This is a genomic window from Sporotomaculum syntrophicum (assembly GCF_009932395.1).
GTDB lineage: Bacteria > Bacillota > Desulfotomaculia > Desulfotomaculales > Desulfallaceae > Sporotomaculum > Sporotomaculum syntrophicum.
In genome coordinates this window covers 174,756-200,751 of the sequence record NZ_LSRS01000002.1, presented here as the reverse complement: position 1 = coordinate 200,751, position 25,996 = coordinate 174,756, and the positions used below count along the sequence as shown (strand labels likewise).

22 protein-coding genes and 1 tRNA gene are annotated in these 25,996 nt (G+C 38.8%); 3 read left to right on the top strand and 20 right to left on the bottom strand.

The window, feature by feature from the left end; genetic code table 11:
• Nucleotides 1-1,524 (bottom strand): O-antigen ligase family protein, encoded by a 1,524-nt coding sequence (locus SPSYN_RS03410; protein WP_161821104.1) that lies wholly within the window; start codon nt 1,522-1,524, stop codon nt 1-3.
• 26 nt (nt 1,525-1,550) lie between these two features.
• Entirely contained in the window at nt 1,551-2,636 is a 1,086-nt protein-coding gene (locus SPSYN_RS03405) for a glycosyltransferase (protein ID WP_161821103.1), read from the bottom strand.
• Between the two features lie 194 nt (nt 2,637-2,830).
• Here SPSYN_RS03405 and wecC point away from each other — a divergent pair, with 194 nt between their 5' ends.
• Nucleotides 2,831-4,096, top strand: coding sequence for a UDP-N-acetyl-D-mannosamine dehydrogenase (gene wecC / locus SPSYN_RS03400; RefSeq protein WP_161821102.1), 1,266 nt, complete (start codon nt 2,831-2,833; stop codon nt 4,094-4,096).
• Nucleotides 4,097-4,236: 140 nt separating this feature from the next.
• Nucleotides 4,237-5,451 (top strand): glycosyltransferase family 4 protein, encoded by a 1,215-nt coding sequence (locus SPSYN_RS03395; RefSeq protein WP_161821101.1) that lies wholly within the window; start codon nt 4,237-4,239, stop codon nt 5,449-5,451.
• Nucleotides 5,452-5,564: 113 nt separating this feature from the next.
• Here the strand turns inward: SPSYN_RS03395 and SPSYN_RS03390 are convergent, their stop codons facing one another.
• The 8 genes from SPSYN_RS03390 to SPSYN_RS03355 all read right to left on the bottom strand — a co-directional run bounded on the left by SPSYN_RS03390 (nt 5,565) and on the right by SPSYN_RS03355 (nt 15,196).
• A complete protein-coding gene (locus SPSYN_RS03390; RefSeq protein ID WP_161821100.1) occupies nt 5,565-7,595 on the bottom strand; it encodes a right-handed parallel beta-helix repeat-containing protein in 2,031 nt (676 codons plus the stop codon).
• 92 nt (nt 7,596-7,687) lie between these two features.
• On the bottom strand, nt 7,688-8,314 hold the full coding sequence (locus tag SPSYN_RS03385) for a sugar transferase (protein ID WP_161821099.1): 627 nt from the start codon (nt 8,312-8,314) through the stop codon (nt 7,688-7,690).
• Between the two features lie 2 nt (nt 8,315-8,316).
• Entirely contained in the window at nt 8,317-9,333 is a 1,017-nt protein-coding gene (locus tag SPSYN_RS03380; protein WP_243152891.1) for a GNAT family N-acetyltransferase, read from the bottom strand.
• Nucleotides 9,334-9,404: 71 nt separating this feature from the next.
• Nucleotides 9,405-10,634: a glycosyltransferase family 4 protein gene (locus SPSYN_RS03375; RefSeq protein ID WP_243152890.1), complete on the bottom strand. Its 1,230-nt coding sequence runs from the start codon at nt 10,632-10,634 to the stop codon at nt 9,405-9,407.
• A 249-nt stretch (nt 10,635-10,883) separates the two neighbouring features.
• Nucleotides 10,884-11,573 carry a YveK family protein gene (locus SPSYN_RS03370; protein ID WP_161821098.1) on the bottom strand — a complete coding sequence of 230 codons (690 nt, stop codon included), beginning with the start codon at nt 11,571-11,573 and terminating at the stop codon, nt 10,884-10,886.
• A 33-nt stretch (nt 11,574-11,606) separates the two neighbouring features.
• Nucleotides 11,607-12,167 carry an SH3 domain-containing protein gene (locus tag SPSYN_RS03365; protein WP_161821097.1) on the bottom strand — a complete coding sequence of 187 codons (561 nt, stop codon included), beginning with the start codon at nt 12,165-12,167 and terminating at the stop codon, nt 11,607-11,609.
• 81 nt (nt 12,168-12,248) lie between these two features.
• Complete coding sequence (locus SPSYN_RS03360) at nt 12,249-13,778, bottom strand: flippase (RefSeq protein WP_161821096.1); 1,530 nt, start codon at nt 13,776-13,778, stop codon at nt 12,249-12,251.
• 164 nt (nt 13,779-13,942) lie between these two features.
• Nucleotides 13,943-15,196, bottom strand: a complete 1,254-nt coding sequence (locus SPSYN_RS03355) for an S-layer homology domain-containing protein (protein WP_161821095.1) — start codon at nt 15,194-15,196, stop codon at nt 13,943-13,945.
• A 318-nt stretch (nt 15,197-15,514) separates the two neighbouring features.
• On the opposite strand from SPSYN_RS03355, the gene SPSYN_RS03350 reads away from it, so the two are divergent.
• Nucleotides 15,515-16,435, top strand: a complete 921-nt coding sequence (locus tag SPSYN_RS03350) for a sulfurtransferase (RefSeq protein ID WP_161821094.1) — start codon at nt 15,515-15,517, stop codon at nt 16,433-16,435.
• Nucleotides 16,436-16,593: 158 nt separating this feature from the next.
• Here the strand turns inward: SPSYN_RS03350 and SPSYN_RS03345 are convergent, their stop codons facing one another.
• From SPSYN_RS03345 to SPSYN_RS03300, 10 genes are all read right to left on the bottom strand, one after another.
• Complete coding sequence (locus SPSYN_RS03345) at nt 16,594-17,670, bottom strand: glycosyltransferase family 4 protein (protein ID WP_161821093.1); 1,077 nt, start codon at nt 17,668-17,670, stop codon at nt 16,594-16,596.
• Nucleotides 17,671-17,681: 11 nt separating this feature from the next.
• The gene (rfbB, locus tag SPSYN_RS03340; protein WP_161821092.1) at nt 17,682-18,689 is read right to left on the bottom strand and encodes a dTDP-glucose 4,6-dehydratase; all 1,008 of its coding nucleotides are present in this window, start codon (nt 18,687-18,689) and stop codon (nt 17,682-17,684) included.
• Between the two features lie 2 nt (nt 18,690-18,691).
• On the bottom strand, nt 18,692-19,540 hold the full coding sequence (rfbD, locus tag SPSYN_RS03335; protein WP_161821091.1) for a dTDP-4-dehydrorhamnose reductase: 849 nt from the start codon (nt 19,538-19,540) through the stop codon (nt 18,692-18,694).
• Entirely contained in the window at nt 19,537-19,998 is a 462-nt protein-coding gene (locus SPSYN_RS03330; RefSeq protein ID WP_161821090.1) for a dTDP-4-dehydrorhamnose 3,5-epimerase family protein, read from the bottom strand. The genes rfbD and SPSYN_RS03330 overlap by 4 nt, the downstream gene beginning before the upstream one ends.
• Before the next feature lie 21 nt (nt 19,999-20,019).
• A complete protein-coding gene (locus SPSYN_RS03325) occupies nt 20,020-21,087 on the bottom strand; it encodes a glucose-1-phosphate thymidylyltransferase (protein ID WP_161821089.1) in 1,068 nt (355 codons plus the stop codon).
• Nucleotides 21,087-22,184, bottom strand: a complete 1,098-nt coding sequence (locus SPSYN_RS16145; protein WP_161821088.1) for a glycosyltransferase family 4 protein — start codon at nt 22,182-22,184, stop codon at nt 21,087-21,089. Before SPSYN_RS16145 ends, SPSYN_RS03325 begins: the two co-directional genes overlap by 1 nt.
• A gap of 1 nt (nt 22,185) precedes the next feature.
• Complete coding sequence (locus tag SPSYN_RS03315; protein ID WP_161821087.1) at nt 22,186-23,490, bottom strand: hypothetical protein; 1,305 nt, start codon at nt 23,488-23,490, stop codon at nt 22,186-22,188.
• Nucleotides 23,491-23,632: 142 nt separating this feature from the next.
• A complete protein-coding gene (locus tag SPSYN_RS03310; protein ID WP_161821086.1) occupies nt 23,633-25,054 on the bottom strand; it encodes a polysaccharide biosynthesis protein in 1,422 nt (473 codons plus the stop codon).
• A gap of 143 nt (nt 25,055-25,197) precedes the next feature.
• A complete protein-coding gene (locus SPSYN_RS16410; protein WP_423828277.1) occupies nt 25,198-25,383 on the bottom strand; it encodes a DUF3307 domain-containing protein in 186 nt (61 codons plus the stop codon).
• Between the two features lie 536 nt (nt 25,384-25,919).
• Nucleotides 25,920-25,995: transfer RNA gene (locus SPSYN_RS03300), tRNA-Glu, on the bottom strand.
• Between the last annotated feature and the right edge of the window lies 1 nt (nt 25,996).

Genomic DNA, 25,996 nt, shown 5'->3' with positions numbered 1-25,996 from the left:
TCATCCATTTTTTTTTAACCACAAAAACGGTGGAGCATAAGGAACAGGGGCAACAACAGTAACAGGAACTCCAATTGATTTTAAATGTTGAACCAGGCGCAAAGAAAAGATACCGTAATTGGGGTTAAACCGATTCGGAAAAATAGCGGTTAGAAATATAACCTTAGCCATACTCTTGTCACGGTCGTTGTTTTTAAAATAATAGAATTGAGATACAATTATAGGAATTAACATACCAAACCAAAAGTATTTACTACAATGATCCGTGCTGGTAAGCCCGGCTATAAACAGGAAAACAACTGTTACCCTACATAATAAAGAATCTTCTAGTTTTTCAGTTCTCCCTCCCAGCCTCCACAGAAAAACCAGAAGCGCCATAAAGATCAGTAAACCGGGTAAACCCAATTCTGCCAAGTTGGCTAGAATTATGTTATGGGGATCCCTATTTAAACCTATGTCAGCACGTATGTTATCGACCCGAGGTAGATACTCGGTAAAAGCATAAGGAAAATTATCCAAACCAACACCCCAGGCCCAGTTATCCTTGACGATTTCAAGCCCGACCAACCAAATGTCCAGCCTACCTGCGCTAATATCTATTGGGGTCGCTGTGCCGGCAACGGTTTGTAAACGCTGAGTAATTACGGGCGGTGTGTGATTTGTAATTAGGGGACCCAACGTTATAATAAAAAGAATAATCACCAGTAAGCTTTTTAAGACAATTGGTGTTCTTATAAATTCTATTATATTTTTTTTAGCACTATACAATGCTACCGCCGCTGCTAACAACAACGCCACCCAGGCCCCCCTGGAACCCGATAATAGCACGGCAACCGTTAATATATTACAACCAATTAAGCTGAATAGACGGATAAATTTATTTTTCGAAGCTATAATTAAATAGGCACTAAAAATGACTCCTAACCCTGCTACTCGAGCAAAATAGTTTGGCTTAGTCATGCTGCCGATATCGGCCCTAAGGGCAAATCCATTTAAATAGGAATTATAAATCCCCAGACATGATGCTAAAAATGCTCCCAGCAGAAAACTTCCTAAGATTAAATATAGTTCCTTTCTGTTATCAACTAAATTGTAACCGAGCACAACCATAAGCAGTAATTGGCTCGAGGATACAATTCTGGAAAGACTTCGCTCAGGTTGTATGGCCCAAACAACAGTAAGCAAACACCACAACAAATAGAGCACCAAAAGCACAACGAACCCGTTTAATTTAAATGCTTTTTTACCCACAATTAAATGGAGTAACCAACTAATAAACGTGACTACCCCAATTGCTTTGTGCAATGTTAAACCTGGAAGTAATAAAGTTACGTTTTCCAAGGGAATAAAAAATACCATCAGGCAAAAACCCCATAGGGGCTGCCATAAAATAACTGCTATTAAAAAAAGAGCTGTCATCGCAATTGCCGGGATTAATGAATTTAGCGCAACACTGACAACAAGCGCAGCAATGTATAATAAAAATGCTCCTTCTATCCAATATTTTACTATAAACTCCTTCACTGTATTACTCCTCACTTGTTAAACTCTTAAGCTCTGTTCTCTTCCCGCAACAAACTCTCGTATAGAGACAACAGTTTTATTTCTTCGCTATTCCAGTTAAATCTCTCTACATAAGCCCGCTTACCGTTCCTGCCCATATACAATCTCAATTGAGGATCATTTATCAACCGCTTAATTTCTGCAGCTATCTCCTCCGGCTCGAAAGGGTTAGCAGTTAGCCCCGCCCCCACATCCTGGAGCAAGGCTTGCCAGCGCGGAAAATCAGACGCTACGATAGGAATACCGGTCGCCATGTATTCAAATAATTTAGTAGCCTGGGATTTAAGATAGTTTTCTACAGGGTGAAGTAAGGCTAGACCAATATCCGCCTGGCGGTAATAGTGGTACAGTTCGGAGGGTGAAATTCTACCGGTAACCGTGACATGTTTTTGTAATCGGTGGTTGGTTATCTGTTGCTTTATACTCGCTTCATATGCCGGCGGTAAGAAAGGTCCAACTAAAAATAAATGGACATTTATTCCTTCTCTAACCAGTAGAGCAATAGCTGCAATGATCTGCTCAGCACCTCTGATGGCGCTAATCCCGCCGCAATAAATCAAATTGATACATTGGCCATTTTTTTTGTCTACCGGCTCGTAGTGGGTAGTAAGAAGTGGATAATTGAGTATGTTAGTTTTAAGATTGTTCGTTCCCTGGAAGCTATCACTATAAGTAATTTCCGCAAAAATTATGGCATCAAAAAATTTGCTGCACATCTTCTCCAGGGCATTAAATACTACTGCTATTGTCCTTCTAACCGGCTTTGGTAGCCAATACTTGTGTAATATCGCATCAAAGTAGTCTTCATGTACGTCATAAATAACTTTCCGCCCGAACAATTTTAAGATTAACCCCAGTGGGATTAATTCCGGATCATGAAAATGATAAACACAAGCCTGCGCATTAATGGCATGACGGAACAAACGGAACCAGTTAACCGGACGATAATAGCGTTTTTTTAAGTCAGGGAGGCCAAAAACATCAACCCCCTGCACCCGGCGGTAAGAAAAATCCCCCACTGCGCATAAATCAACCCGGTACTGCTTAGCCAGCGAGCACGACTCTTTAAACACCCTGTTATCGTCCCATTTGTGAACCGAACTCATCACGCATACTTTTTTTTCATTTTCCCACCCCTTAAAGACTATATCTAGATATATTACGCGTAACTCTGGAATTAGCTACAAACATGAAAAACAAAATAACAATTTGGGTGATTTTAGCATACAGTAAATTTAAAGCTTAACCATTGCCAAAGGAGTCCTCTATGGAAAAGGTATGTATTTTAGGATTGGGTTACATTGGTTTACCCACGGCCGGCCTATTAGCCGCCAAGGGCTTTAGCGTTCATGGTGTAGATAAGAATCCAAAAGTTGTTGATGCCGTTAATAATAGTTATCCTCATATCCACGAACCCGGACTAAGTAACCTAATAAAATTAACTGTTCAAAGCGGTAACCTGGTGGCTTCCCTGGAGCCGGTACACGCCGATATTTTTATTATTACTGTGCCAAGCCTAATTACTAAAGAACATTTACCCGATATTACACATATAAAAGAGGCTATCCACGCCATTGCACCTTACCTGATACCTGGCTGCCTAGTTATTATTGAAACAACGGTTCCCGTAGGTACAACTGAGAAGATCGCCAATTGGCTAAGCCAATTACGTCGCGACCTCATCATTCCCTCAATTACGTCAACCATTTCAAGGATAGACAAAGAAAAACAGATATTTTTAGCCCATTGTCCAGAACGCGTTTCACCTGGCCGTACTTTGATAGAACTGGTAGAAAACAGCCGTGTAATCGGTGGTATAGACCAGCTTTCAGGACAAAAAGCTTACCTATTTTATAAGCATTTTGTTTGCGGAGAATTATTTATAACCAACGCGCGTACAGCGGAATTAACCAAATTAACCGAGAATTCATTTCGGGATGTAAACATTGCTTTTGCCAACGAGCTTTCGCTAATTTGTGCTAATTTGGGGATCAACGTTTGGGAACTTTTGAAACTGGCCAATAGTCATCCACGAGTGAGTATACTTGATCCCGGTCCCGGCGTGGGAGGACACTGCCTCCCCAAGGATTCCTGGTTTATTAAGCATGCAGCACCGGAATTAGCTAGAATTATTCATACAGCGCGTGAGATAAATGATTGTATGCCCAACCAAATTATTGTTCAAATTAAAAGTAAGGCCGCCTTTTTTCAAGAACCGGTCATCGCTTGCCTTGGACTCACCTATAAGTCAAATACAGATGATTTGCGAGAAAGCCCGGCACTTAAAATAGTTAAGCAACTACTTGATGAAAATGTGGGGGAAATCTTAATCATCGAACCACATATTGATGCACTGCCAAAGGCACTAGCTAATCACGATAGAGTTAAACTGGTCGACTTGCAAGAAGGTCTAGCACAGGCTAACCTGGTAGTACTGCTGGTTGCTCATGATACCTTTAAGAATATTGAAGAAAATATACTCAAAAAGAAAGTTGTAGTTGATACAAGAGGCATGTGGCTTTTACCTGACTAACTTGGCGAAAGTCTACCACTTCAAAAAGTGGGCATACAACGCCAACTAAGTCATGCATTTGCAGTTCTAAAATTCAGGGGGAGTTGAATCTCCCCCTGAATCAAGAACTTGCTTCAGTTGGCTGCATGGGAGGTAGATTAATGAGTGAAATATGGTTTATTAACCAGTATGCCATTACCCCGGACCTACCTGGCGGAACGCGACATTACGACCTGAGCGTTGAATTAGTTAAATCAGGGCATACCGTACGTATATTCGCTTCCAATGTAAACCTGGCTTTACGCCGGCATATACGTAATTTGAAAGGCAAGTTATGGTTAGAGGAGCTGGTAAACGGTATCTCCTTTGTGTGGATCAAAACAAGTCTCCACCAACGCAATGGTTGGCGCCGGGGGATTGGTATGTTAAATTTTAGCTATAATGTTTACCGCGCCGGTCTTCAGCGAGGTGTTCTCCCTGATTTAATTATTGGCTCATCCCCACAGCCATTTGCAGCATTGGCGGGATACTACCTGGCCAGGCAGTTGGGCTGCCGTTTTATCTTAGAGGTACGTGATTTATGGCCACAGGCTCTCATCGATATGAAGGAAATCCACCCCCAACACCCAATAATTTGGATTATGCGCTGTGTAGAACAGTACCTTTATCACCACGCCGACCACATTATCGTTCTAGCTCAGGGAGCCATTTCTTATTTACAAGAAAAAGGGGTTTCCGCAAATCGCATAACTTATATACCCAATGGTGTGCATCCAGATCACTTCGTCCCCCGGAGAACACGCCAAGAGGTTAGGCAATTACATGGATTTAATGGCTTTACATTACTTTATACGGGCGCACATGGCCCGGCCAACGCACTATATACAATCCTTGATGCAGCTAACCAGTTAAAAGGGGAACCGGGAATTGAGTTTATTTTAGTTGGAGATGGACCATTAAAACCTTGTCTGCAAGCCCAAGCTCACAGATTAAAGCTTAATAATTTGCGTTTTTTAGATCCTGTTCCGAAAAATGAAATCCCCGACCTACTCCATGCCGCCGACGCCGGAATTATCACTTTAAAGGATGCTCGGGCATTTTATAATGCAGTTAGCCCGAATAAATTTATTGATTATCTTGCTACAGGTTTGCCGGTTTTATGCGCTGCACCCGGTGATGTAGCGAGGATGGTGAAGCAATACGGGTGTGGTTTAGTTTCAGCCCCTGAGGATAGTACATCTATGGCGAAACAAATTATGCAACTCGCTACGCTTCCGGCAGGGAAATGCGCTGAAATGGGCTCCAAAGCTCATGAATTGGTTATGGAGCAATTTTTTATACCCAATCTTGCTCATAAACTATTAGCCCTTATCTAAAAACCAAGCAAGAAAGCGCACTTTTTAAGTACTTAGATAATCTCCTAAAGTACAAAAAACAAAGCCCAGGCTTCTTATGCACCTGGGTCTTGTTTTTTGGCTATCTATCAAAACTATAATTTTACAGCAATACCGTCGATATCTACTCGATATCCCGATGATTGAGCGTTCTTAGTATTGGCCACTTCAATGCGTATTGTATGTGGGTTGCCATCACTAAAGGTCTTAAATACAGACCTGCGCATTTGGCAGTCCGGACTAAAGAGGTCCACCGTTTCCCGAAGGATATCGTCTATATAAACCAGAGCTTGCCCCCGGTCCGGCCCCAGATTAGAAATCCAGGCTATTTCTTTACCTGTAAATCTAAAAGAAGCCGTAGTTCCGACAACTGAAGAGTAATGCAGTGTATTTAAAAAAGCGCCTTCATCATTAACCACTTCCCAAGTGCCATCATATTTAATTAACGGACTTTGGTCGTCAAGAGGAATTACGGTCGACGCATTATCGGACCATTTTCCCCAGTTACCAAGATCATCTTTTGCACGCACACGGAAGTAATATACTTGACCGCAAACACCTAAATAATTACTTTCCCTTGCACCAGTTTCAGTGAGCCAATTTTGCCATCCTCCCCAGGCTCCCTCCCTAACTTGCACATTAAATCCTCCAACCTCGTTAACTTCATTATCGGCATCCCACCTAACAGTAAAATATAAAGAACTGGATGTATCTGTAGAATAGGTAGGGCAATATACAACTTTAGCGGTTGGTGGAATAATGCTGCCTTCTGCCGCTTCATATGGTCCGATATCATAATACTGTCCCTGGGGTCGAATATGACCGTTAATATCGTCCTCCGGTGCACAGTTTTTTGTACCACGGTCTATAGCAGGGCTATTTTTAGCCAAGCGATAATCCCGGCTTATAATGTCAATAAATAATGGATCTTTACAAAAACTATACTCCCCGCGGTCTGTTTCTTTGAACCATATACGCCCATTTATTTCATCTCTGGAATATTTGCGATTACTTGTCGATATTTCTGCGTCTGGACGACTCCAGTAAATATTATTATCCTCTTTTTCCACAAGCGCTGCATTGCCAAAATGAACACCACCGTAGTTAAAAGCAAAAATATTATTGATTATCGTTAACCTGGTGGATATCGCGGCAGAGAGGGGAGCAGCGATCAGTCCATAATCGCCCTTTATCCCGCAATTGACAATAAGGTTGTTGCATAAATTAATATCTTCTCCACCATGCAAAGCAATGCCGGCCATTCCATTACTATCAATTATACAATTTATTACCCGGTAACTATTGCCTGAGCACTTTATGCCATGGATTCCGTTATCTCGAATTATACACGAGTTAAAAGTGGTATTTGAAGTTGAACAGCTAAAACCATTTCCACTATTATATTCAACTGTGCACTTTTCCAGCATAATATTTTCGCCACTATCCAAGGTAAAACCATCCGGTAGCTTAGGACTATCGTTATTAGATGAACGGGTTTTAATAATTTTTGCTGTTATTAAAGGCCCCGGGGAAACCACAAAGCCAGGACCACTATTATTACGAAAATAACAATCCTCAATAAATAAATCTGAAGCCGATATAACCTGCGCCCCCGAGCCACAACCAAATACCTCTAAATCATGACACTTTACAGAGTTATTATCTCCCCAAAGTGCAACTCCTGCACCGTGGAAATTTTTAACTTTAAAGCCCGAAATATTTACGAAAGCTACTCCGTGCTCAAAATTAATACCATACTTCCAGCCTATGCCCCCTCCATCAAGTACTACTTCCTCACCTGGTGAAGCACTGACTATGATGGGGTTTTCTTTACTGCCGGATTTTTTAAACGATATATATTCGTTGTATATGCCCCCGCGCACTAGCAACCGGTCACCCGGTACTAAATTACTAACACCGTATTGTAACGTTTTCCATGGATTAGTCTGGCAGCCATCATTACTGTCGTCGCCCCACGGTGCTACAGAGAATATTTTACCCTCTTTGTCGCCAGGTGTTGGCATCAGCTTTTCTACACTTTTCTCTTGCCGGCTGAAATATTTTTTATATAGGAATAACCAGCCCAGGAGAAATATAATACCTACAATAATAATTAATATCTTCAATTCATCATCCTCCCGGATCTTTATAACTTACATAATATATCTTATTCTTTTAACCAGTCGAAATATGTCTTCTATGCCATGTAATGATATAATTATAATTTCATAAACGGGTCCTTCTCTTTGCGGTCTGCTTGCGCGGTATCACCACGGCGCAGTAATATAACAAAAATTGTCTTGAACAGGATTTTAAGATCCAACCATAATGAATAGTTTTCGATATACCAGAGATCTAGCTCGATACGTTGAGGCCAGTAAAGAGCCAACCGTCCCTCAACTTGGGCCCATCCGGTTATACCCGGTTTCACACTTAATCTTTTTATTTGCCTTTCATCATATATTTTAAAATGATGTAACGGGGCAGGCCTGGGACCAACAAAACTCATTTCGCCGCGTAAGATATTAAACAACTGGGGAAGCTCGTCAAGACTAGTTGCCCTGAGAAACCTTCCAATGGCTGTAATTCGGGGATCATCTTTTTCAACGAACATCCCGGCCCCCATATTTACTGCGTTAGGCACCATGCTGCGGAACTTATACATCCAAAAAACCTGCCCGTTTAAACCCAAACGCTGTTGCTTAAAAAAAACATCATCAGGAGAAGTAATCTTTATAATCAACGAAATAACTAAAAATATAGGGCTAAACAGCAGCAATACAAGCAACGAACATATTACATCAAAGATTCTCTTTAAAGCTTGATTTGTGTTATTTATAGCCATATTTAGAACCTCCTGTAACTGGGAAAATAATTAATGTTTTCCCTGGGAGCTTTAGAAGACATAAATTCTTCCAACTGGTTTACAACGGCATGATTGTGCACCTTTTTACCAACATAAAAATCTAACACTCCATTAACAGCAAATGATCGTTTATAATGGAAAATACCGTCATCTTCTTGGTAACCACCGCCAAGTAAAAAGTATTTTATCCCTTTGTTTTTTGCCCATTTAATTACTTCATGCTTCAAAATATTATTTGGTCGGTATTCATAATATTGTTCTAATGTTCCGCCAAGAAATGAATGAATAAATATTTCGTTATACAATAGCAGCTCTGTGGATATTATTTGTCCATTAAATAGTGTATGGGCATATAAAAAATTACCTTTTAACTTTCTGTGTAATCGCTCAAAAAATTCGGTGTTGAAGTAATAAAAACTTTTAGCTTGGTTTCTTGAAAGAGTATGGTAATAAATATCTAAGAAATTTTCAAACCCCACCGGTGCTTCCTCTATGCATACCTTTAAACCTTCTCGATAGGCTTTTTTTATGTTTTTACGATTGTTGCGTTTATAACCCGACCATATTTCTTCACTAGAGACCGTAAGATCAACACAAACCACCGATGATACTCTTTCGACTGCTACATAGTTTTTAACCAAGTTGTGGTTACCTAATACAGGGTGAAATCTGATAAATTCCGTAATAATGTTGCTACTTGAGCAATATTCGGCAAAACACCGGTAAAAGTTTTTTACCACACTATCCCCGGCAGTCGTTGTAACAAGTGGTCCTCCATAACCGTAAGGGCTGGTAATGTCGTATAAATTCATCGAAAGTTTATCTGTTAGTCCGGGAATAGAATTAACTTTTCTTAACAAAAAAGGGTAAAAAATAATTTCCTTTCCTTCCTTATATATAAACAACCGGGCCTCGCCCTCGCCGACAAATAATTGTAAGTATTCGGGTTTATAATGCAAGTCAGGCTTGATATTATTTAAATTATTAAACTCCTCCATCCACTGCTTACGTTCCTTTAGGCCCAATACATAATAATCTCCCACCATAACACCACCCAGGTTCCAATACATTATTGAAAAATTTGCTCTTCTAAAGCATTGTCAGCCCCTAATAACCGCTCATAAACCGCCATAACTTTTCGAGCTACTTCCGTTTCACTAAAATACAGTTGCATACGAGTTCTGCCCGCACTTCCCATTTTCAAGCGGAGTCTGTCATCCAACAACAACTTGCGCAGCACCTCACTCAGAGACCTGCTATCGCCCGGCTTAATCAGGTACCCTGTGCTGCCTGCTAAAATGACTTCTCGACAACCCCTAATATCAGTAGCCACACAAGGTATCCCCATGGACTGTGCCTCAATTAAAGAACGAGGCAGTCCTTCCCGGTAGGAAGGCAGCACATATACATCTGTGATTGCCAGTAAATCACTGATATCACTACGTTGACCAAGCAATAAAATCCGTTGCTGTAATCCAGCATCGTCAATTTGTTTTTTTAGATTGGTTAGAAATCCCTCATCAGGACCAATAAACAGTGCTTGCCAGGGCATATCATTTATCTGCCGCAATGCTTCCACTAAATCGTGATATCCTTTCTCGCGGTTAACACGGCCAATCATCGTGATCACCGGGTTATATTCCTTTATCGCAAGGCTTTCTCGGATTTGCTGCCGCCGGTCAAGCGAATATCGAGCGGGGCAAAACTCATCAAGATTAACACCGTTGCCAATGTGGATCAAATTGCCAGAACGGGGTTTAATTCCAAGCTCCCGGGCATTAATAATGTCTTCCTGGCTCTGAGATAGCATAATGTCGGTAATACGAGCCATACTTTTTTCAATCTGCTTATAAACAAAAAATTTTAACTTGGGCATTCCTTGATGAAATGGAAATCCGTGCACAGTATGCACAATATAATTAACCTTTGCCATTTTGGCTGCTATTCTGCCCACTACACCGGCTTTGGAAGTATGAGTGTGTACAATATCCGGTTTTACGGCCTTAAAATAATGAAACATTTTCAAAATAGCCTTAGCATCGGATAAGGGTTTAATGTTCCTGTCCATGTATATCTCTTTTACAGGAAACCTAAGGCTCTGTAACAGATTTTTTTCAGGAGAAGGACTAAATACAAACCCTATTTCCATACCTTTTTCCCGAAATAGCTGACATTGAGCCAGTAAAGCCCGATAAGAGGTAATACCTATAGTGGTGACATGAATTACCCGCGGAACCCTAGTACTGTTCATCAAAAAACCTGTACCCATTACCTCCTCTTCTGCGGAGTATGACCTCATTAGCACTCCCCCTGCAACCATTTATTACGTTATCATATGGTTTGCAGCCAAATAGTGTTACTAAGCAGGTCAGCTTTCCAGCTGTAAAAACAAGAAAAGCGCGCCCATTTTTCGTTCCCTTAAGCGCGCGCTTTTGGAGTACTTTAACCTGAATTAGCAATTTCCTAAAATAAGATAAAGTCCGAACCTGAGTCATTTCTACCAACAGGCTCGGACTTTACATTTTCTAATGCCACTCCATTTTTTTTATTAATTTTTGTGCCCATCTAAGTCTATTTCCGATTTTAAATGAAATTCCTCTCCTTGATTAGCAGCTTGCATAATTAATTCTGAATCATTATTTTCCCGGGAATTTCTAATATTCGTTCTTAATAATGCCACACCAACCACCAGTAGCAAGCCAATTACTCCTGCGAGTATCATATTCAATGTATGATTTGGCCATACAGGCTTGTTAGGAGGTGAAGCAGTATTTATAATCTGAATGTTGTCTAAAACCATAAACTCCGCTACCTTTTCCAATAATATCCTCGCAATTTCATTGGCCAACATTGCAGATAGTGTTGGATTAGTACTATTTGCCGATATTCTTAATAATTCTGTTTCACCTAATACCTCAACAGTAATTTTACTTATTAGCTCTTCAACAGTCATATTCAAGTTGTTTTGCTTAATTACTTCCTCATAAACAACCGTACTTTGAGCCAACTCACTATAAGTTTTAACCAGCTTTTGATTTAAGGTAATAGCTCCAATCCTAACCTCATATGGTTCAGCAGCAGTGGGTTGTTTAAAAACCATTAAAGTAGTAGAAGACCTATATACGGGTGTTAACACAAAAAAACTCATCACAGCGCTAAATATTATAGCCAAAACGGGCACTAACACCACTGCGAATTTCAATTCATTAAGTGCCTTTAAAAATCCCTGAGCCCTCAAAAGATTACCTCCTCAACATACTGTAAATTAGAGTTAATCACTTAAGTAATTAACATACTTTTTCGCCACCCAACCAGTTAGGCCATCACTAATTCTTACTTTTACCCAGTCCGAACTATCCGAATCCTCCAAAATTGTTAAAATTTGGCCATGCTGGACGTTTCCTATAATATAAGCATTGTATTGTGGTCTTAACCGAACATTTAGCTCGCTAACCATAACAGACACTCTTTTTTCTTGACTAGGAGTTTCCTCAGCTTGTGTGTCTGTGATCGCTTCAGTTAAATAATCAATACTATCTATATCTTTTTTACCATCAATAGTTTGGTTTTGTGGTTCGTCCTGTTCCGGTAATTCTTCTTCAATAGGTTCTAAATATTTTAATTCGATTTTGGCTGGTTTGGGTTCATAAGAATATTCTTTTGAAACTGGAGAGGGGACACTTAATAAGGTCCCTACCACTGCAAAAATCATCAGACAGGTTAATATTATCCATATCTTAGCTTTCGGTCTTTTTAATTCCAGCTGCACAGCACTTAAAAAGCAAAAAAAACAGCACAAAGTAATTAATAGGATAATCAGCCAAGACCACATTTACAACCCTCTCCTTTTATAAACCTATCTAAGCAATCTTTTGCATCATCCAAATTTACTTGGCAAAACTAACAACCTTCATTAAGGGGTATTACGACTCATCAAAATACCACCAACCTTTCTCTTGATTAAAGCTAAAACTGCACGGTCTTCAACATTAAAACCCATTAAATAAAGCAGTCCCGCGTAAACCCCAAAAAGCGGAAATAAGCTGATTAGCCAGTAATAACTACCCCAAAATGTTAATGTATTTAATACTATTGCAAGACTATAGGCTATAAATGCAGCCAAAAAACATTTACAAGTGGTTAATGAATAAGGCCATAATTTGTATAAAACATATATTTCTATTAAACGAACCAGGTTAATAATTATCATAGACAAACCAAGAGATATGGCTGCACCCCAAATACCATAATTACCCACAAAAAAAATATTTAAAGTAATATTCATAACAACAAAAAAACAATTGTTAATTAAATCTAAATCTTGCTTACCCATGATCAGTATATATTCAAGGGGACCGGTGCAAACACTAACAAATTGCGCAAGACAACATAAAATTAATACATCTATACCGATAGCACTCTCTAAACCAAACATATTCATAATTAATTCAGCGTTAATCACAATGAATGAAATAAACGGTATGGTCAAAATAAGCGTCCATCTTGTTACTGTTTTAAATAGCTGATTCAATTCTTTGATTTTATTATCATGAAAATATTCAGCAATTATCGGGGAAAATATTAGGTTGAATGCTTGCATAAAAATCACAACCTGAGCTGCAATTTTACCTCCTGCGCTATATATCCCAACATCACTGGCTAACACCATATTACCTAAGATGACCTTATCAAAATGGTTCATTATAAGGGGTAAAAACTTAGATACATACACGGGTATTGTGAAACGGAATATTTTCTTAGGCTCATAGATAGCTTTGCTTTTAGGAGAAAAAACTTGGTAGACTTTAGCAACAACTATTGCGCCAAACACAGCGACCAAAAACCAGGCTAAAACGAAAGCTTCAAGCACACTAGCAAGAGTCAAGCCAATCACACAAAATATAGAAACAATAAACAGATAAATAAGCGGGTCTAATATGAATTGAAACACAGAATAGTAGAAGATACGTTGCGTGGCCCTAAATAAAGCAGCTACAGCAGCGGAGAATACAAAAAAAGGCATAGAAACGGCAAAAAATCTTAACACCGGCTCAAGTTCAGCTTTATGAAAAATATATTTGGCAATATGCGGCGATGCTATAAATATAGCTACCGCTATCAAAATGGAAACAGTAACTGTAAGCACAATCGACAGCCTCATTAAACCATTTAATCGAAGCTGATCTTTTTCTTTACTAGCCACACTGCCAAACTTTACAATGCCCTCTGACAAGCCTACTTGTGAAATTTGACTGCCTATGGTAAAAATGCTAAAACCTATAGTATATAAACCATACTTTTCAGAACCAAGTAGTCTAACCAGTAAAACCTGCGTAAGAAACCTAATAACGTTGCTTAGTAACGAACTAACAATTGCTATTCCACCATTGCGGGCCACTGTTAATGAAGTTTTTTTAGCATCATCCTCTTTGTTATTGATCATATAATCTCTCTTTAGGCTCCCCGTGTGACATTCTCTATTCTTGATATTCTATGTTTAATATTTTTTAAGTGTGCCAAATAGAGTAAGTACTGTTAAACGAATAAGGGACACCCTCCCACAGAGGGTGTCCCTTATTTGAATAATTTAATATTAAAAACTTACTGTCATTCATTACATTTCAATTTAACTCCTTCACTAATAGTCACGACAGTTAAGCCACGTTTTTTAATTTCTTGAAATAAATACTCCAACCTCTGCTGGTTAGTTCCATGATTGGCAGGGATTTGATTCGCTACTTCAACAGAATGGGTGTAAAAAATCACCCATCCCCCCGTAATAACCGCCTGATCCAGTAGATCTGTCATTTCATCATTTGACAACCCTTCATCCAGCATAAACCTTTCCAGCTTATAACGGTTGATTGGTGCTGTATTAATGCTTTTTCCAAAGCATGTTACAGCAGATTTGTAATATTCACCAACTACCGGGTAAGGGTCTGTATCAAACCAAAATGGATATGCAAAGCTAGCATACTGCAAACCATTTTCCTGCAGCCAATCCTTTGATAAATATAATTGCTGCCTAATTTCACGTTCTTTTAAAACTCTAAAATCCAGGTGGTTTTTTGAGTGAGAGCCGGTCTCCCACCCTGCCCGTTCCAGTTCCCGTAATTGTTCCAGAGTCATCATTCCACGATCGCCCACTCGAGGAGGTATGACATAGTTGACCCCTGGGTACCCATATTTTTGATGCAATGGATAAGCGTTATCGAATATTGAAGCTTGGTTGTGATCATAACATATAGTTACAAGTCCAGCACCTTTTCCTGCGTCATATATCAGCCGTATCAAAATTACACAAGCTTCGGCTCTGGTAACTGGATTCCAGGCTCGAAATGTTCCATCAGGATACCCGGACATTAAATGGCGCTCTTTTACGACACCAACATACCCACGGTATGATGACGGAATATTGATACCATCGTCATAACCCGCATAATTTGATTTTATTGGCAGGCCAAGTGCCCGTACAGCCAACTTGGCAACTTCTACCCTGGGAATCGGTTCTTGTGGCCGCAACATACCGTTGACAGCTTCCTCCGGTACCAATATACCCGCTGCAACTGCAGTTTCAATATATGGATAGGACCATGATGTTCTGTAAACGTCGGCGTATGAGGATTTTGCTGAACTATTTATGGGAATGTTTAACGCTACGATAAGACATTTAACAAATTCTTCCCGTGTTACATTAGCATCAGGGCGAAAACTTCCGTCAGGATACCCCCCCATTATTGAACTACCCGCCAGTTGATTAATATAATCCTCTGCCCAATGTCCGGATATATCGCTCAGTGGCTTAGCAGAAACCGTGAAAACAAACATGAAAACGCAAAAAAAAGTCATTATTAAAATCAAAATACCCCTTCTCAGCTTCATCACCCCTCAATTATTTACCAAATGGTAAGTTAATTAATATTATTTATATGTAGAACAAGCTTACTTTTATTACATGATTGTCAAATAAAGCTTAATATTAGAGCCTGACTAAATAACGCTATGCGAGTGACAGGTATATATTTATTTTATTTAATAGTTACCAAAGTAGTTATTTATTGTAAGTAGCAATATTAAATTTATAACATACTATAAGACAACGTTCTTTAATAACATGTTAAATAAACTCGGGAGGTGACTATAGAAAATTTTTACTCTTTTGAATAAGGAGGGGATCTATTGAAGGTTAAAAGTACTATAATCTGGGGTTTAATCTTAGTCTTGCTTACAAGTTTACTCTTTGGCTGCAGTAAAAACTCTGACTCAAATGCATTAAGCCAATCAAAAGTCAACTTAAATACCACACCTTATACCCACCCGGAAGCCTTAATCAGTGCACAGCAACTATATAGAATAATGAACCAGCCCAATTTAACCATTATAGACACCAGACCCAGGGATATTTACGAACAAGGTCACATACCTGGAGCAATTTGCTTTAACGTCAAAGCACTTAATGACCCGAACCGGCGGGGCAAATTTACTTCCCCCAAGTTACTTAGTTTAACAATTAGGGAATATGGAGTAAGCAGCACAGATCATATCGTAGTTTACAGTGATAATTACAACCATGCAGCCTTATGGTTCTTTTTGAATATGTATGGGCTAAATGTTCAGATCTTAAACGGTGGGTTGGAGCAATGGCAAGCACAGGGTTACGCATTGGATACAGGAAGGGTAAGAAGAGGTTATTTAGGAAAATTTAATTTATCAAATGAACAACAAAAAATCTATCCCACTATTGAAACTGCAAATGTAGCAAACGCTTTACAACAACCGGATAAAGTTACTGTCATTGATGCGCGCTCAGCCGAAGAATATAGCGGTAAGGGCCATATAGCAGGAGCAATAAATATAACCTGGGATCACTTAATTAACGAAGACATGACTTTTAAGAACGCATCAGAATTAACAAAACTATTTCATGATAAAGGAATTACTCCAGATAAGCAAGTGATTGTATATTCCAATAACGCCCAAAGAGCATCATTTATCTATTTTGTTTTAGATAGGTTGCTAGGGTATCCTAATGTTAAGGTATATGATGGATTTTACTTGTACTGGGCTGCGCATAAGCCCCTTGTTAAAGGAAACTACTAAACGATAGTGGCAAAAGAGGCTGCTATTCAACAAGCTAATTGTTTGTTGTATAGCAGCCTCTATCGTTCTTGGTAAAAACGATGTGGGCTTAAGCCATTGCAAATCCAGTCTAGCGGTACCACCATAGTTATCCAATTTAATTGGTATCAATAGATATATTACCTTGTAAATATATCTATTAACTTTTTTACGTTTACTTCAATAGAATATTCGTCTTCAACAGTCTTACGGGCAAGTTCAATCATTTCAAAATGTTCATTTGGAAAACATATTAAATTTTTAATTTTAGCCACCCATTCTTCATTATTTTTTGCCAGATAACCATTTATCCCGTCCGAAATTATCTTGTTATTTACCCCAACTGGAGAAGCTACTGCCGGTACTCCTGCAGCCATATATTGCAATAATTTAAGTCCACATTTACCTCGAGTCCATGGATCATCGGTCAGTGGCATTACCCCGATATCCAACGAGCAGATATCTTCTACTTCACTTTTCAAAGACCAGGGCAATTGTTCAACTTTTACACCCGGACATTCGATAGAACTTCCACCGATAACCCTGAAAATAATATCGTTTTGCGTAGCTATTTCCTTTAAAGCTGATGATATTAAATTCAAATATGGAGCAGTGCTAGGTGTGCCTATCCAGCCAATGATAACAGGAGATCTTTTTTGCTTATCGGATAGCCGCATAGGATATTTCGTAAGATCAATTGAAGTCGGCACGACATAAACTTTTTTATTATAATTGCTTGCAAACTGACCAAGATATTCGTTGCCAACTACTATGCTATCACAAAGGCTTATGATTTTTTGTACCCGCCTTGGGTAAGTAAATTTCTCGATTAATGTTTCTTCCCGAACTTCTGATACAGTATATATTGCATCGTCAAAATCAAATATAACCTTTTTACATAACCTTTTACTTAATTTACAAAGCAAAAATTCAGGTAATGGAAAAACATGGGGCAGCACAAGCTTTTGAATGAATATTACATTATAAAAAGGCAGCCTAAAAAGAGCAATTATTCTCGAAAGAGCTGATAAAAAAAAATAAATAAACTTATTTAAGTTTCCTTTTGCTGGAGAGAATTTGCTGAAAAGAAAAGGGGTCAAAGCACTATGAGTGGCGACTTGAATATTATTTTGCTCAATGAGTGGTAAGTATTGATAGACCCGATATCTTGCAGATGGCCCATTAATAGGGGTATTGGTTAGAAATAATACTTTCACCGTTAGCCCCCCTAAACCATGTTGTACATTTGATTATAATATTCCTGGTAAACACCTGATGTAATGCGCTTCCACCAATCCTGATGTTTTAAATACCAGCTAACCGTATAAGCTAGAGCTTCATCGAAAGTGTATGCAGGCTGCCAACCTAGTTCACTGGTTATCTTAGTGCTATTTATTGCATACCGTCTATCATGGCCAGGACGGTCTTTAACAAATTTAATCAGGCTCTGTGGCTTGCCAAGTAAGTTTAATATTTTTTTGGCCAATGACAAATTACTGTGCTCGTTATGACCTCCAATGTTATATACTTCTCCACTCAATCCCTTTAACAGTACAAATTCAAGAGCCCGGCAATGATCCGTTACATAAAGCCAATCGCGCACATTCAATCCATCACCGTAAATTGGAATTATTTTGTCCTCAAATGCGTTGGTAATGATTAGAGATATAAGCTTTTCTGGAAATTGGTAGGGGCCAAAATTATTGGAACACCGGGTTATTAATACCGGTAGATTGTAGGTTGTATAATAAGAGCGGCATAACAAATCCGCCGAAGCCTTACTGGCTGAGTATGGACTGTTGGGACTAAGGGGCGATTCCTCATTAAAACTGCCTTTAGCTCCCAAAGAGCCATAAACTTCATCAGTGGATACTTGAATAAACTTATTCAGTCCATAACTTTTGGCCAATTCCAATAAAACATGCGTGCCCATGATATTAGTTTTTATAAAGGGTTCCGCATCCTGAATACTACGGTCAACATGTGACTCTGCGGCAAAATTAATTACAGCATCTAAGCCTTGCTTAAAAAAAGGCTCCATAAATTTTTTGTCCGAGATGTCACCCCGATAAAAATTATATTTTGCTTGATCATTCAAATCTGCCAAGTTTTCCAAATTACCGGCGTAGGTTAATTTATCAACGTTAATAACTTCCCACGCCGGTTGTTTTTCAATAATGTATTTAATAAAATTAGTGCCAATAAAACCGGCGCCACCAGTAACCAATATCTTCATCTTTATAACTTCCCCCTTTTAGCCAGGTATCTGGATAATGCATTATCCCACCCGGGTAACAGGTAGCCTATTGTTTCTCGCATGGGAAAGGGATCCAACACTGTAAAGCCAGGCCTTTTAGCCGGGCGGTCCATTTCTTTTGTTTGACATGGAATGATTTTATTTTGGGCATTGCACTTACGAAATATGGTTTCAGCAAACTTAAACCAGCTAGTCGGATTTTGGTTAGTAATATGGTAGATTCCATAACAATCAGTCTGAACCAAATCAGCCACCGCCTGGGCTAAATCCTCAGTAAAGGTAGGACAGCCGAACTGATCATCGACTACTTGAATTGACTTATCCTTGTTACCCAATCCGAGCATGGTCTCGACAAAATTCTTACCACCTAGACCAAATAGCCAACTAGTTCGAATTATATATACAGACTTCAGAATATCCTGAACAGATCTTTCACCCCAGAGCTTACTTTTACCATAAATATTTAAAGGATTAGTTGGCTCGTAAATTCCATAAGGATGTTTTTGTTTACCGTCAAACACATAATCCGTACTAATTTGTACCATAACTGCCTGTATCTTACGGCATGCTAAAGCTAAGTTCCGTGGACCTAAACCATTAATCAAATAAGCTTTTTGAGGTTCCGATTCAGCCCCATCTACATCTGTATAGGCAGCACAATTTATTACAATTGCTGGTTTACACCTGCTAATTACTTGAGTAACATGTTCTAATTTGGTTATATCCAGGCTTAGGTGATCTTTAGCAATTACCTTAGCATTGCGAGACCGGAATTCTGCAACCACATCCTGACCCAACATGCCTGAGGCACCAGTTACTAATATTGTCACCTATGCAATACCTCCCAGTTATATGGAATAGATGGGTCATTATAGGGCAGCCTGTATTCATCCGGCTGTTCGTAGTTATATACTTCTGTAGGTAAATTTACAATTAATGCCGTCTCAGTGCCCTCTGCAGTAAAACCGTGATACACTTCGGGAGGAATCTTTAGCAACACTGGGTTTAGACAACCTATGTGAAAGACATTCACCTCGCCATGAGTAGCACTGTTTTGGCGTGAATCATATAACACCACCCGGGCCATACCACTTACACAAACAAAATGATCCCACTGCAGTTTATGATAATGCCATGCCTTAATTACACCCGGATAAGACGCCGTAACATAGACCTGCCCAAAGGTCATAAATTCAGGCCAATCACGCCGCAGCATTTCCATAAGGTAACCACGCTCATCGGGTATCAAATTTAACTGCTTTACCATTACTCCTTCTATATAGTTCACCACATAGCCCCCTTTACGAACTTAAACCATAACTTGTGAATCGTCACCCACAAAGAGGCGTACTGCTTGCCCTTGCGCACCACCTTTTTTTACCTGTGCGTTATAACCGATTAGGCTATCTTCGATTCGCTCTACGTTATACAGGTGGCAATTGTCTAAAATCACTGAATGCTCAACCCCTATCTTTTCACAGATGCAATTTTTTCCAATAGTAGTAAATGGGCCAATAAATGAATCTTTAATTATTACACCTTCGTCAATGCATACCGGCCCGCGAATTGTACTGTTAGTTATTTGCGAATTAATTCCAACTTCAACTCGCCCAAAGATTTTACTCATATGATCAGCGGAACCTTTGTTTTCCCGCCGTATATATTCATCCAAAACCACGCGATTGGCTTCTAATATGTCATCTTTTTTACCAGTATCCAACCACCACCCCTCTAATCGACGAGCTTCTACCCGGTATCCCAGGTCAATTAACTTTTGTATCGCATCGGTAATTTCAAGTTCATTTCTCCACGAGGGGTTTATCTGGTCAATAGCTGTAAATATACTGGATTTGAATAAGTAAACCCCGATTAAAGCAAGATTAGACAGTGGAGTTTTTGGTTTTTCAACTAATTTAATAATTTGATCATCTTCACCTAATACAGCAACACCAAATTGTTGAGGATGCTCAACCTCTTTGAGCTGGATGATTGCATCGATATTAGTTTGAATAAAGTTATTAACCAGGTGTTTTACTCCACCCTGAACTAAGTTATCACCTAAGAACATAAGAAATGGTTCCTGCCCCAAAAAACCACGGGCTGTTTTAACTGCATGGGCCAAACCTAAAGGTTCGCTTTGTAAAATATAAGTTATATTGGCCCCCCATCGCTTACCATTACCAACTAACTGACGTACTTTATCTCCCGTTTCAGGAGAAATAATTACCCCAATATCGGTTATACCTGCATCTATTATTTGTTCAATGACAAAAAAAATAATCGGTTTATTGGCCACCGGTATTAACTGCTTTGCTGTGGTGTGGGTAAGAGGACGCAGGCGTGTTCCTTTTCCCCCGGATAATATTAGAGCCTTCACTAGCTCGCCTCCTTATACTGACAGCATACCGCTTTCCAGACTTTTATGGTCGACTCAGCCTGATGTGACAGAGTATAATTTTTACAAACCAATTCCCTACCTCGTAACGCCATACTTTTTTGTAATTGGGAATTTAAAATAACCTTCTGAATAGCTTGTGATAACTCTTCAGGGTTACCAGGTTCCACCAGCAAACCATTATATCCATCTTCAATAATCTCCGGTACACCTCCAACTTTCGTTGCAATCACACATCTACCAGCCATCATGGCTTCCAGCAGGGCATTAGGCAGCCCTTCCGAATAGGAAGGTAGCACAAACAGGTCTAATTTACATAGCACCTCAGCAACATTCTCAACCATACCCAATAAACAAACCTGGTCTGCCAATCCTAATTTTTGAATTTGTTTTGTCAAATCTTTTCTTAACGCACCATCGCCAACTATAAGATATGTAATATCAAGTTGATCACCCAGATCTGATTTAATTTTAGACAGCGCGCCAAGCATGATATCGTAGCCTTTTTCAGGCCTTAAATTAGCAACTGTACCTACCGTGAAGCAATTCTTTGCCACATCAGGGCTTAAGACTTCTATTTCAGGCACCCCATTATGAATTACTTCAACCCTTGGAATATTAGTTCCAAGAATTTCCAATAATTTGTTTTTCCCCGCTATTGAATTAGCCACGTAGCAATTTACTAGTCTTTTAGTTATTTGTTCAAATAGTGGTCTCAAACCGGTAAAATGCCCGGACCCCACTATGCCAACCACAACCCTAATCCTGAATGGGCAAGCAACAAAGCGACAGACCATACTCCCTGTAAAGCCATAAACTTGAATTAAATCAAATTTAGTTATTTTTAATAATAGGAAAAACCGCCATATAACTGCTAATAAATTCAACTTGTTTGGCCAACAGCCGAGAGGTTGACAGTTTATTTCATTATCTGAGCACCATTTAGTGACATATCCTCCGCAATCTAAAACAACCACCTCAACTTTTATTCCTCGTTCACGCAAATATGGTATCAACCGAATAGTATTTAATTCCCTTCCTCCTCTTTCTGAGGACGATAAGAAAATTAGGACCTTCAAGTTAATCTCCTCCCAATTTCACAGGTGTATGAGTTAATTGAGGGCGATAACCACAAATACCATGACTAATAAAAATAAACAGCAGAGATAACACCTGAAAACGAACTCGATAAATTCCACCCATATTCGATCCACCTAGAGCGTAAATCAAAGTGAAGCTAGTTATAAGGATTAATAGGAAGAGGCACTCACCCCGCCTTTGCTGCCATAAATTAATAATGCCCGGCACTGCAAACAGATACAAAATATAAAGCATAAACATTTCCGGCAAACTTATTATCTGTAATAACCCAATTGACTGCCAGGGTAAAGGACCAAAGATAAAGTAAAACAACCCCAGTGGTAGATACAATAAAGCCTTCAAAGGTGAACTAAAATCAACCTCCTGAGAATAGGCTGAACCACCTATCGCTCCTGCATTGTGTTGTTCTGCAATAGTGTCAAGGTTTTGACTCATCAGATAGTCTATCCCTAGAAAACCATAACCCATTTGTGACAAAGCAAAACCCATTACTAAAAGTATTAGCAAGGTATAGGCAATTCTTATATTCAATTTAAAATTTATCGCTGTAAAAATATAAGCGACAGTAATAACAACACCTACTAATATGCCTACATAAAACCGCAAGGTAATTAAGGGCAACAGCGCTAATGCTATAGCAATTAACTTATAAAAACTAAAATTTTCTATAAGTTCAATAATTTTTTTAGCAATATAGGTGATTAAAAAAACACAAAGGCTTTCTTTCAAGTTAAGAGCTGACCATACAATAAAAGAAGGGAAAAAAGCCGTTAACGCAAAGGTGAGTTTAGCTGCTTTATTACCACTTAATTTCAGGGAAATAAAATAAAGGTTCAATGCTGCACCAATAGCTATAATGCTGTTAATTATACGCACAACATCCGGATAATAGCCGGTGGCATAGAATATAAAAGCGTTAAAGTAGTAATAACCATAGTTAAGCTTTTCAATTATATAATTATCGCCGGCGTTCCAAGTTTGAGCTATTTCATTACCTATACGCGCATAAGTAATACCATCCGCTCTTAAAAATGGGTTATCAGCTATCTGGGTAACAATAATAAAGGCAATTCTTATTAATAAAGCTCCTAGAGCCAATTTTAATAGTATTGAACGATCCTCAGGAGGAATACGATAACCATCAGCTAATATAAATACTATTAATGCTATAAGCGCTACTACTGAAAAAATAACCATTTTATCAAACACCAAAAGACAGGCTAACATGCCTAGTACAATATATAAGATCAACTCATAAGCGCGATTATTTAAACGTTCAATCATCGTAAGAGACCACCTTCTAGCACTAACTTTCTTATGAATTACTTTCTCCGGTTATCGAGTTGTTTTATTTACTTAAATCTATACCGATTACCGGCCTGGCTAAACCACATAGGATTAACAGATATTATTCGCCCCAAAAAAGTTACAGGTCTTGCTTTAAGCCTGCAAAATTAATCAAGAATTTACTTATCTCCTGTTCAGAATAAGTAAATTCGTTTTTATCTAATATTTCTATAATGTTATTTAGTTCAGTGAAATTCACCTGTTGCGGAGTTACCTTAAAAATGCGCTCATGTTTTGTTGGTAGGACCTGTTCTTGATCAGAATAAAGAGCTTCAACATATTTTTCTCCCGGGCGAATACCAGTATAATTTATGGCGATATCCTTATCCGGCTCAAATCCTGATAAACTAATTAACTTTTTAGCCAACTCCACGATATATATAGGCTTACCCATATCCAAGACAAAAATTTCTCCTCCCTGCGCTAAAGCTCCAGCCTGAATCACCAGTTGTACAGCTTCGGATATAGTCATAAAATAACGTTTCATATCCGGATGGGTTACTGTAACCGGACCTCCCAGGGCAATTTGTTTTTTAAACAGCGGTATCACACTGCCTCTACTCCCAAGTACATTGCCAAATCTTACAGCAGTAAATTTTGTAGGACTAGTTTCATTCATACCCTGAAGTATCATTTCGGCTATTTTTTTGGTAGCCCCCATAATACTAGTTGGATTAACAGCCTTATCAGTGGAAATAAGTATAAAGATCTTTGTATTATTTAAACTAGCTGCTTCAGCTAATATTTTTGTTCCTAATACGTTGTTTTTTATAGCTTCGGCCTTGTTTTTTTCCATAAAAGATACGTGTTTATGTGCCGCAGCATGAAAAACCACTGTTGGATGATACATAGTGAAAATCTCGTTAATACGATGGTAATCACGAATATCTGCAATTATCGAAATAATCGGTATATTACTAAATTTTGTCTTTAATTCTTGTTCAATTTCATAGATACTATTTTCACCATGACCCAGAAGTATAATCAATCTTGGCCTTAATAGAGCTACCTGGCGGCATATTTCGGATCCAATAGAGCCACCTGCGCCAGTGATTAATATAACCTGATTTCGTAAATAACCGGCTATCTCATTAATATTTAATAATGCTGCAGGACGACCCAACAGATCTTCGATCTCAACGTCTCGTAAATCGCTAACTTTAATTTTTCCAGTAATCAGATCATAAATAGCCGGTAGGATTTTTATCTGAATTTTGGTTTTTTGACAAATGTCTACTATTTTGCTGATTTCTTCACCAGGTGCTGATGGCATAGCAATAATTATGTGTTCAATATTTAACTTTTCAACGATATTTATAATATTTTGCCTGTTTCCTAAAACAAGGAGATCATGTATTACTGTATTTTGCTTAGCAGGGTCATCATCTACAAATGCAATTGGTTCCAAATCGCTATCTTCTTTCTGCTTTAACACCTCTGCTACAATACCACCAGCTAAGCCCGCACCAACTATTAGTACTCGTTTTTTTCTTATAGACAAGTTTCGTCACTCTCTTTTCATAGGTTATAAGGTGCTTTAAAGTATATTATTGTAGCTAGAGGAAGAATGTGCTGCCATATCAGTTTTTTCGTTTAGGCTAGTAGTAATCAATTAATAGTCTTTTCCATAAAATACATAATATTTTATGCTATGAAGACGATAACAACCGTTAGGAAATGAAGTAGTTGGTCAATGATATTTGCAACATGAAATAACTTCAGATTGTCATGGGTTTGGCTCATTTTTACAAAATCTATTACGGCGTGAGTAACAAAAAGAAATGATGCTTTCCATGGAGCAAACAAACCAAGCAGACAAAGACCTGGCACAGGGCTAAAGCCCAAAAAAAGGCATGGAGAATAAGCCCCCAAAAACTCCTTCTCTTGTTTTTTGCAAAGTACATTCCGTAAAAAAATGCCCGCAAAGCGTAGCTAACAGTGCCGGTAACAGCAATAATGTCACCACCGATAACTGGTTAATTAATTTACATAATTTATATCTGCATCATAAAGTTGCTCATTAAAACAGGTACTACGATACCACCCCCAAATAAATAATTTCTAAATGCTAAGATTATACAAAAATTTGGTATGTCTTAATTTAGGTTCAAGCTACCAGCGAAGTAGGACTTCACCATTAAAGGCTAAAACCATGTACTAATATATGCAAATATTGATGGCTGTGTGTCGTAGGCGTTTTATTTATGTTGGATATTGTAGAAGTGAGGATAACAAGTTGTGCAGGTTTAAGTTTAAAGGATAGTGTAGTTTGAGTAGATAAAACGGTCTTACTTGAACTGCAATAGATTCCATTGCTTACTTAAAAAAAAAGCCACCTACCTATTACTAGGAAGGTGGCTTACTAGTGGTGACCCCACCGGGATTCGAACCCGGGTTACCGCCGTGAAAGGGCGGTGTCTTAGGCCTCTTGACCATGGGGCCG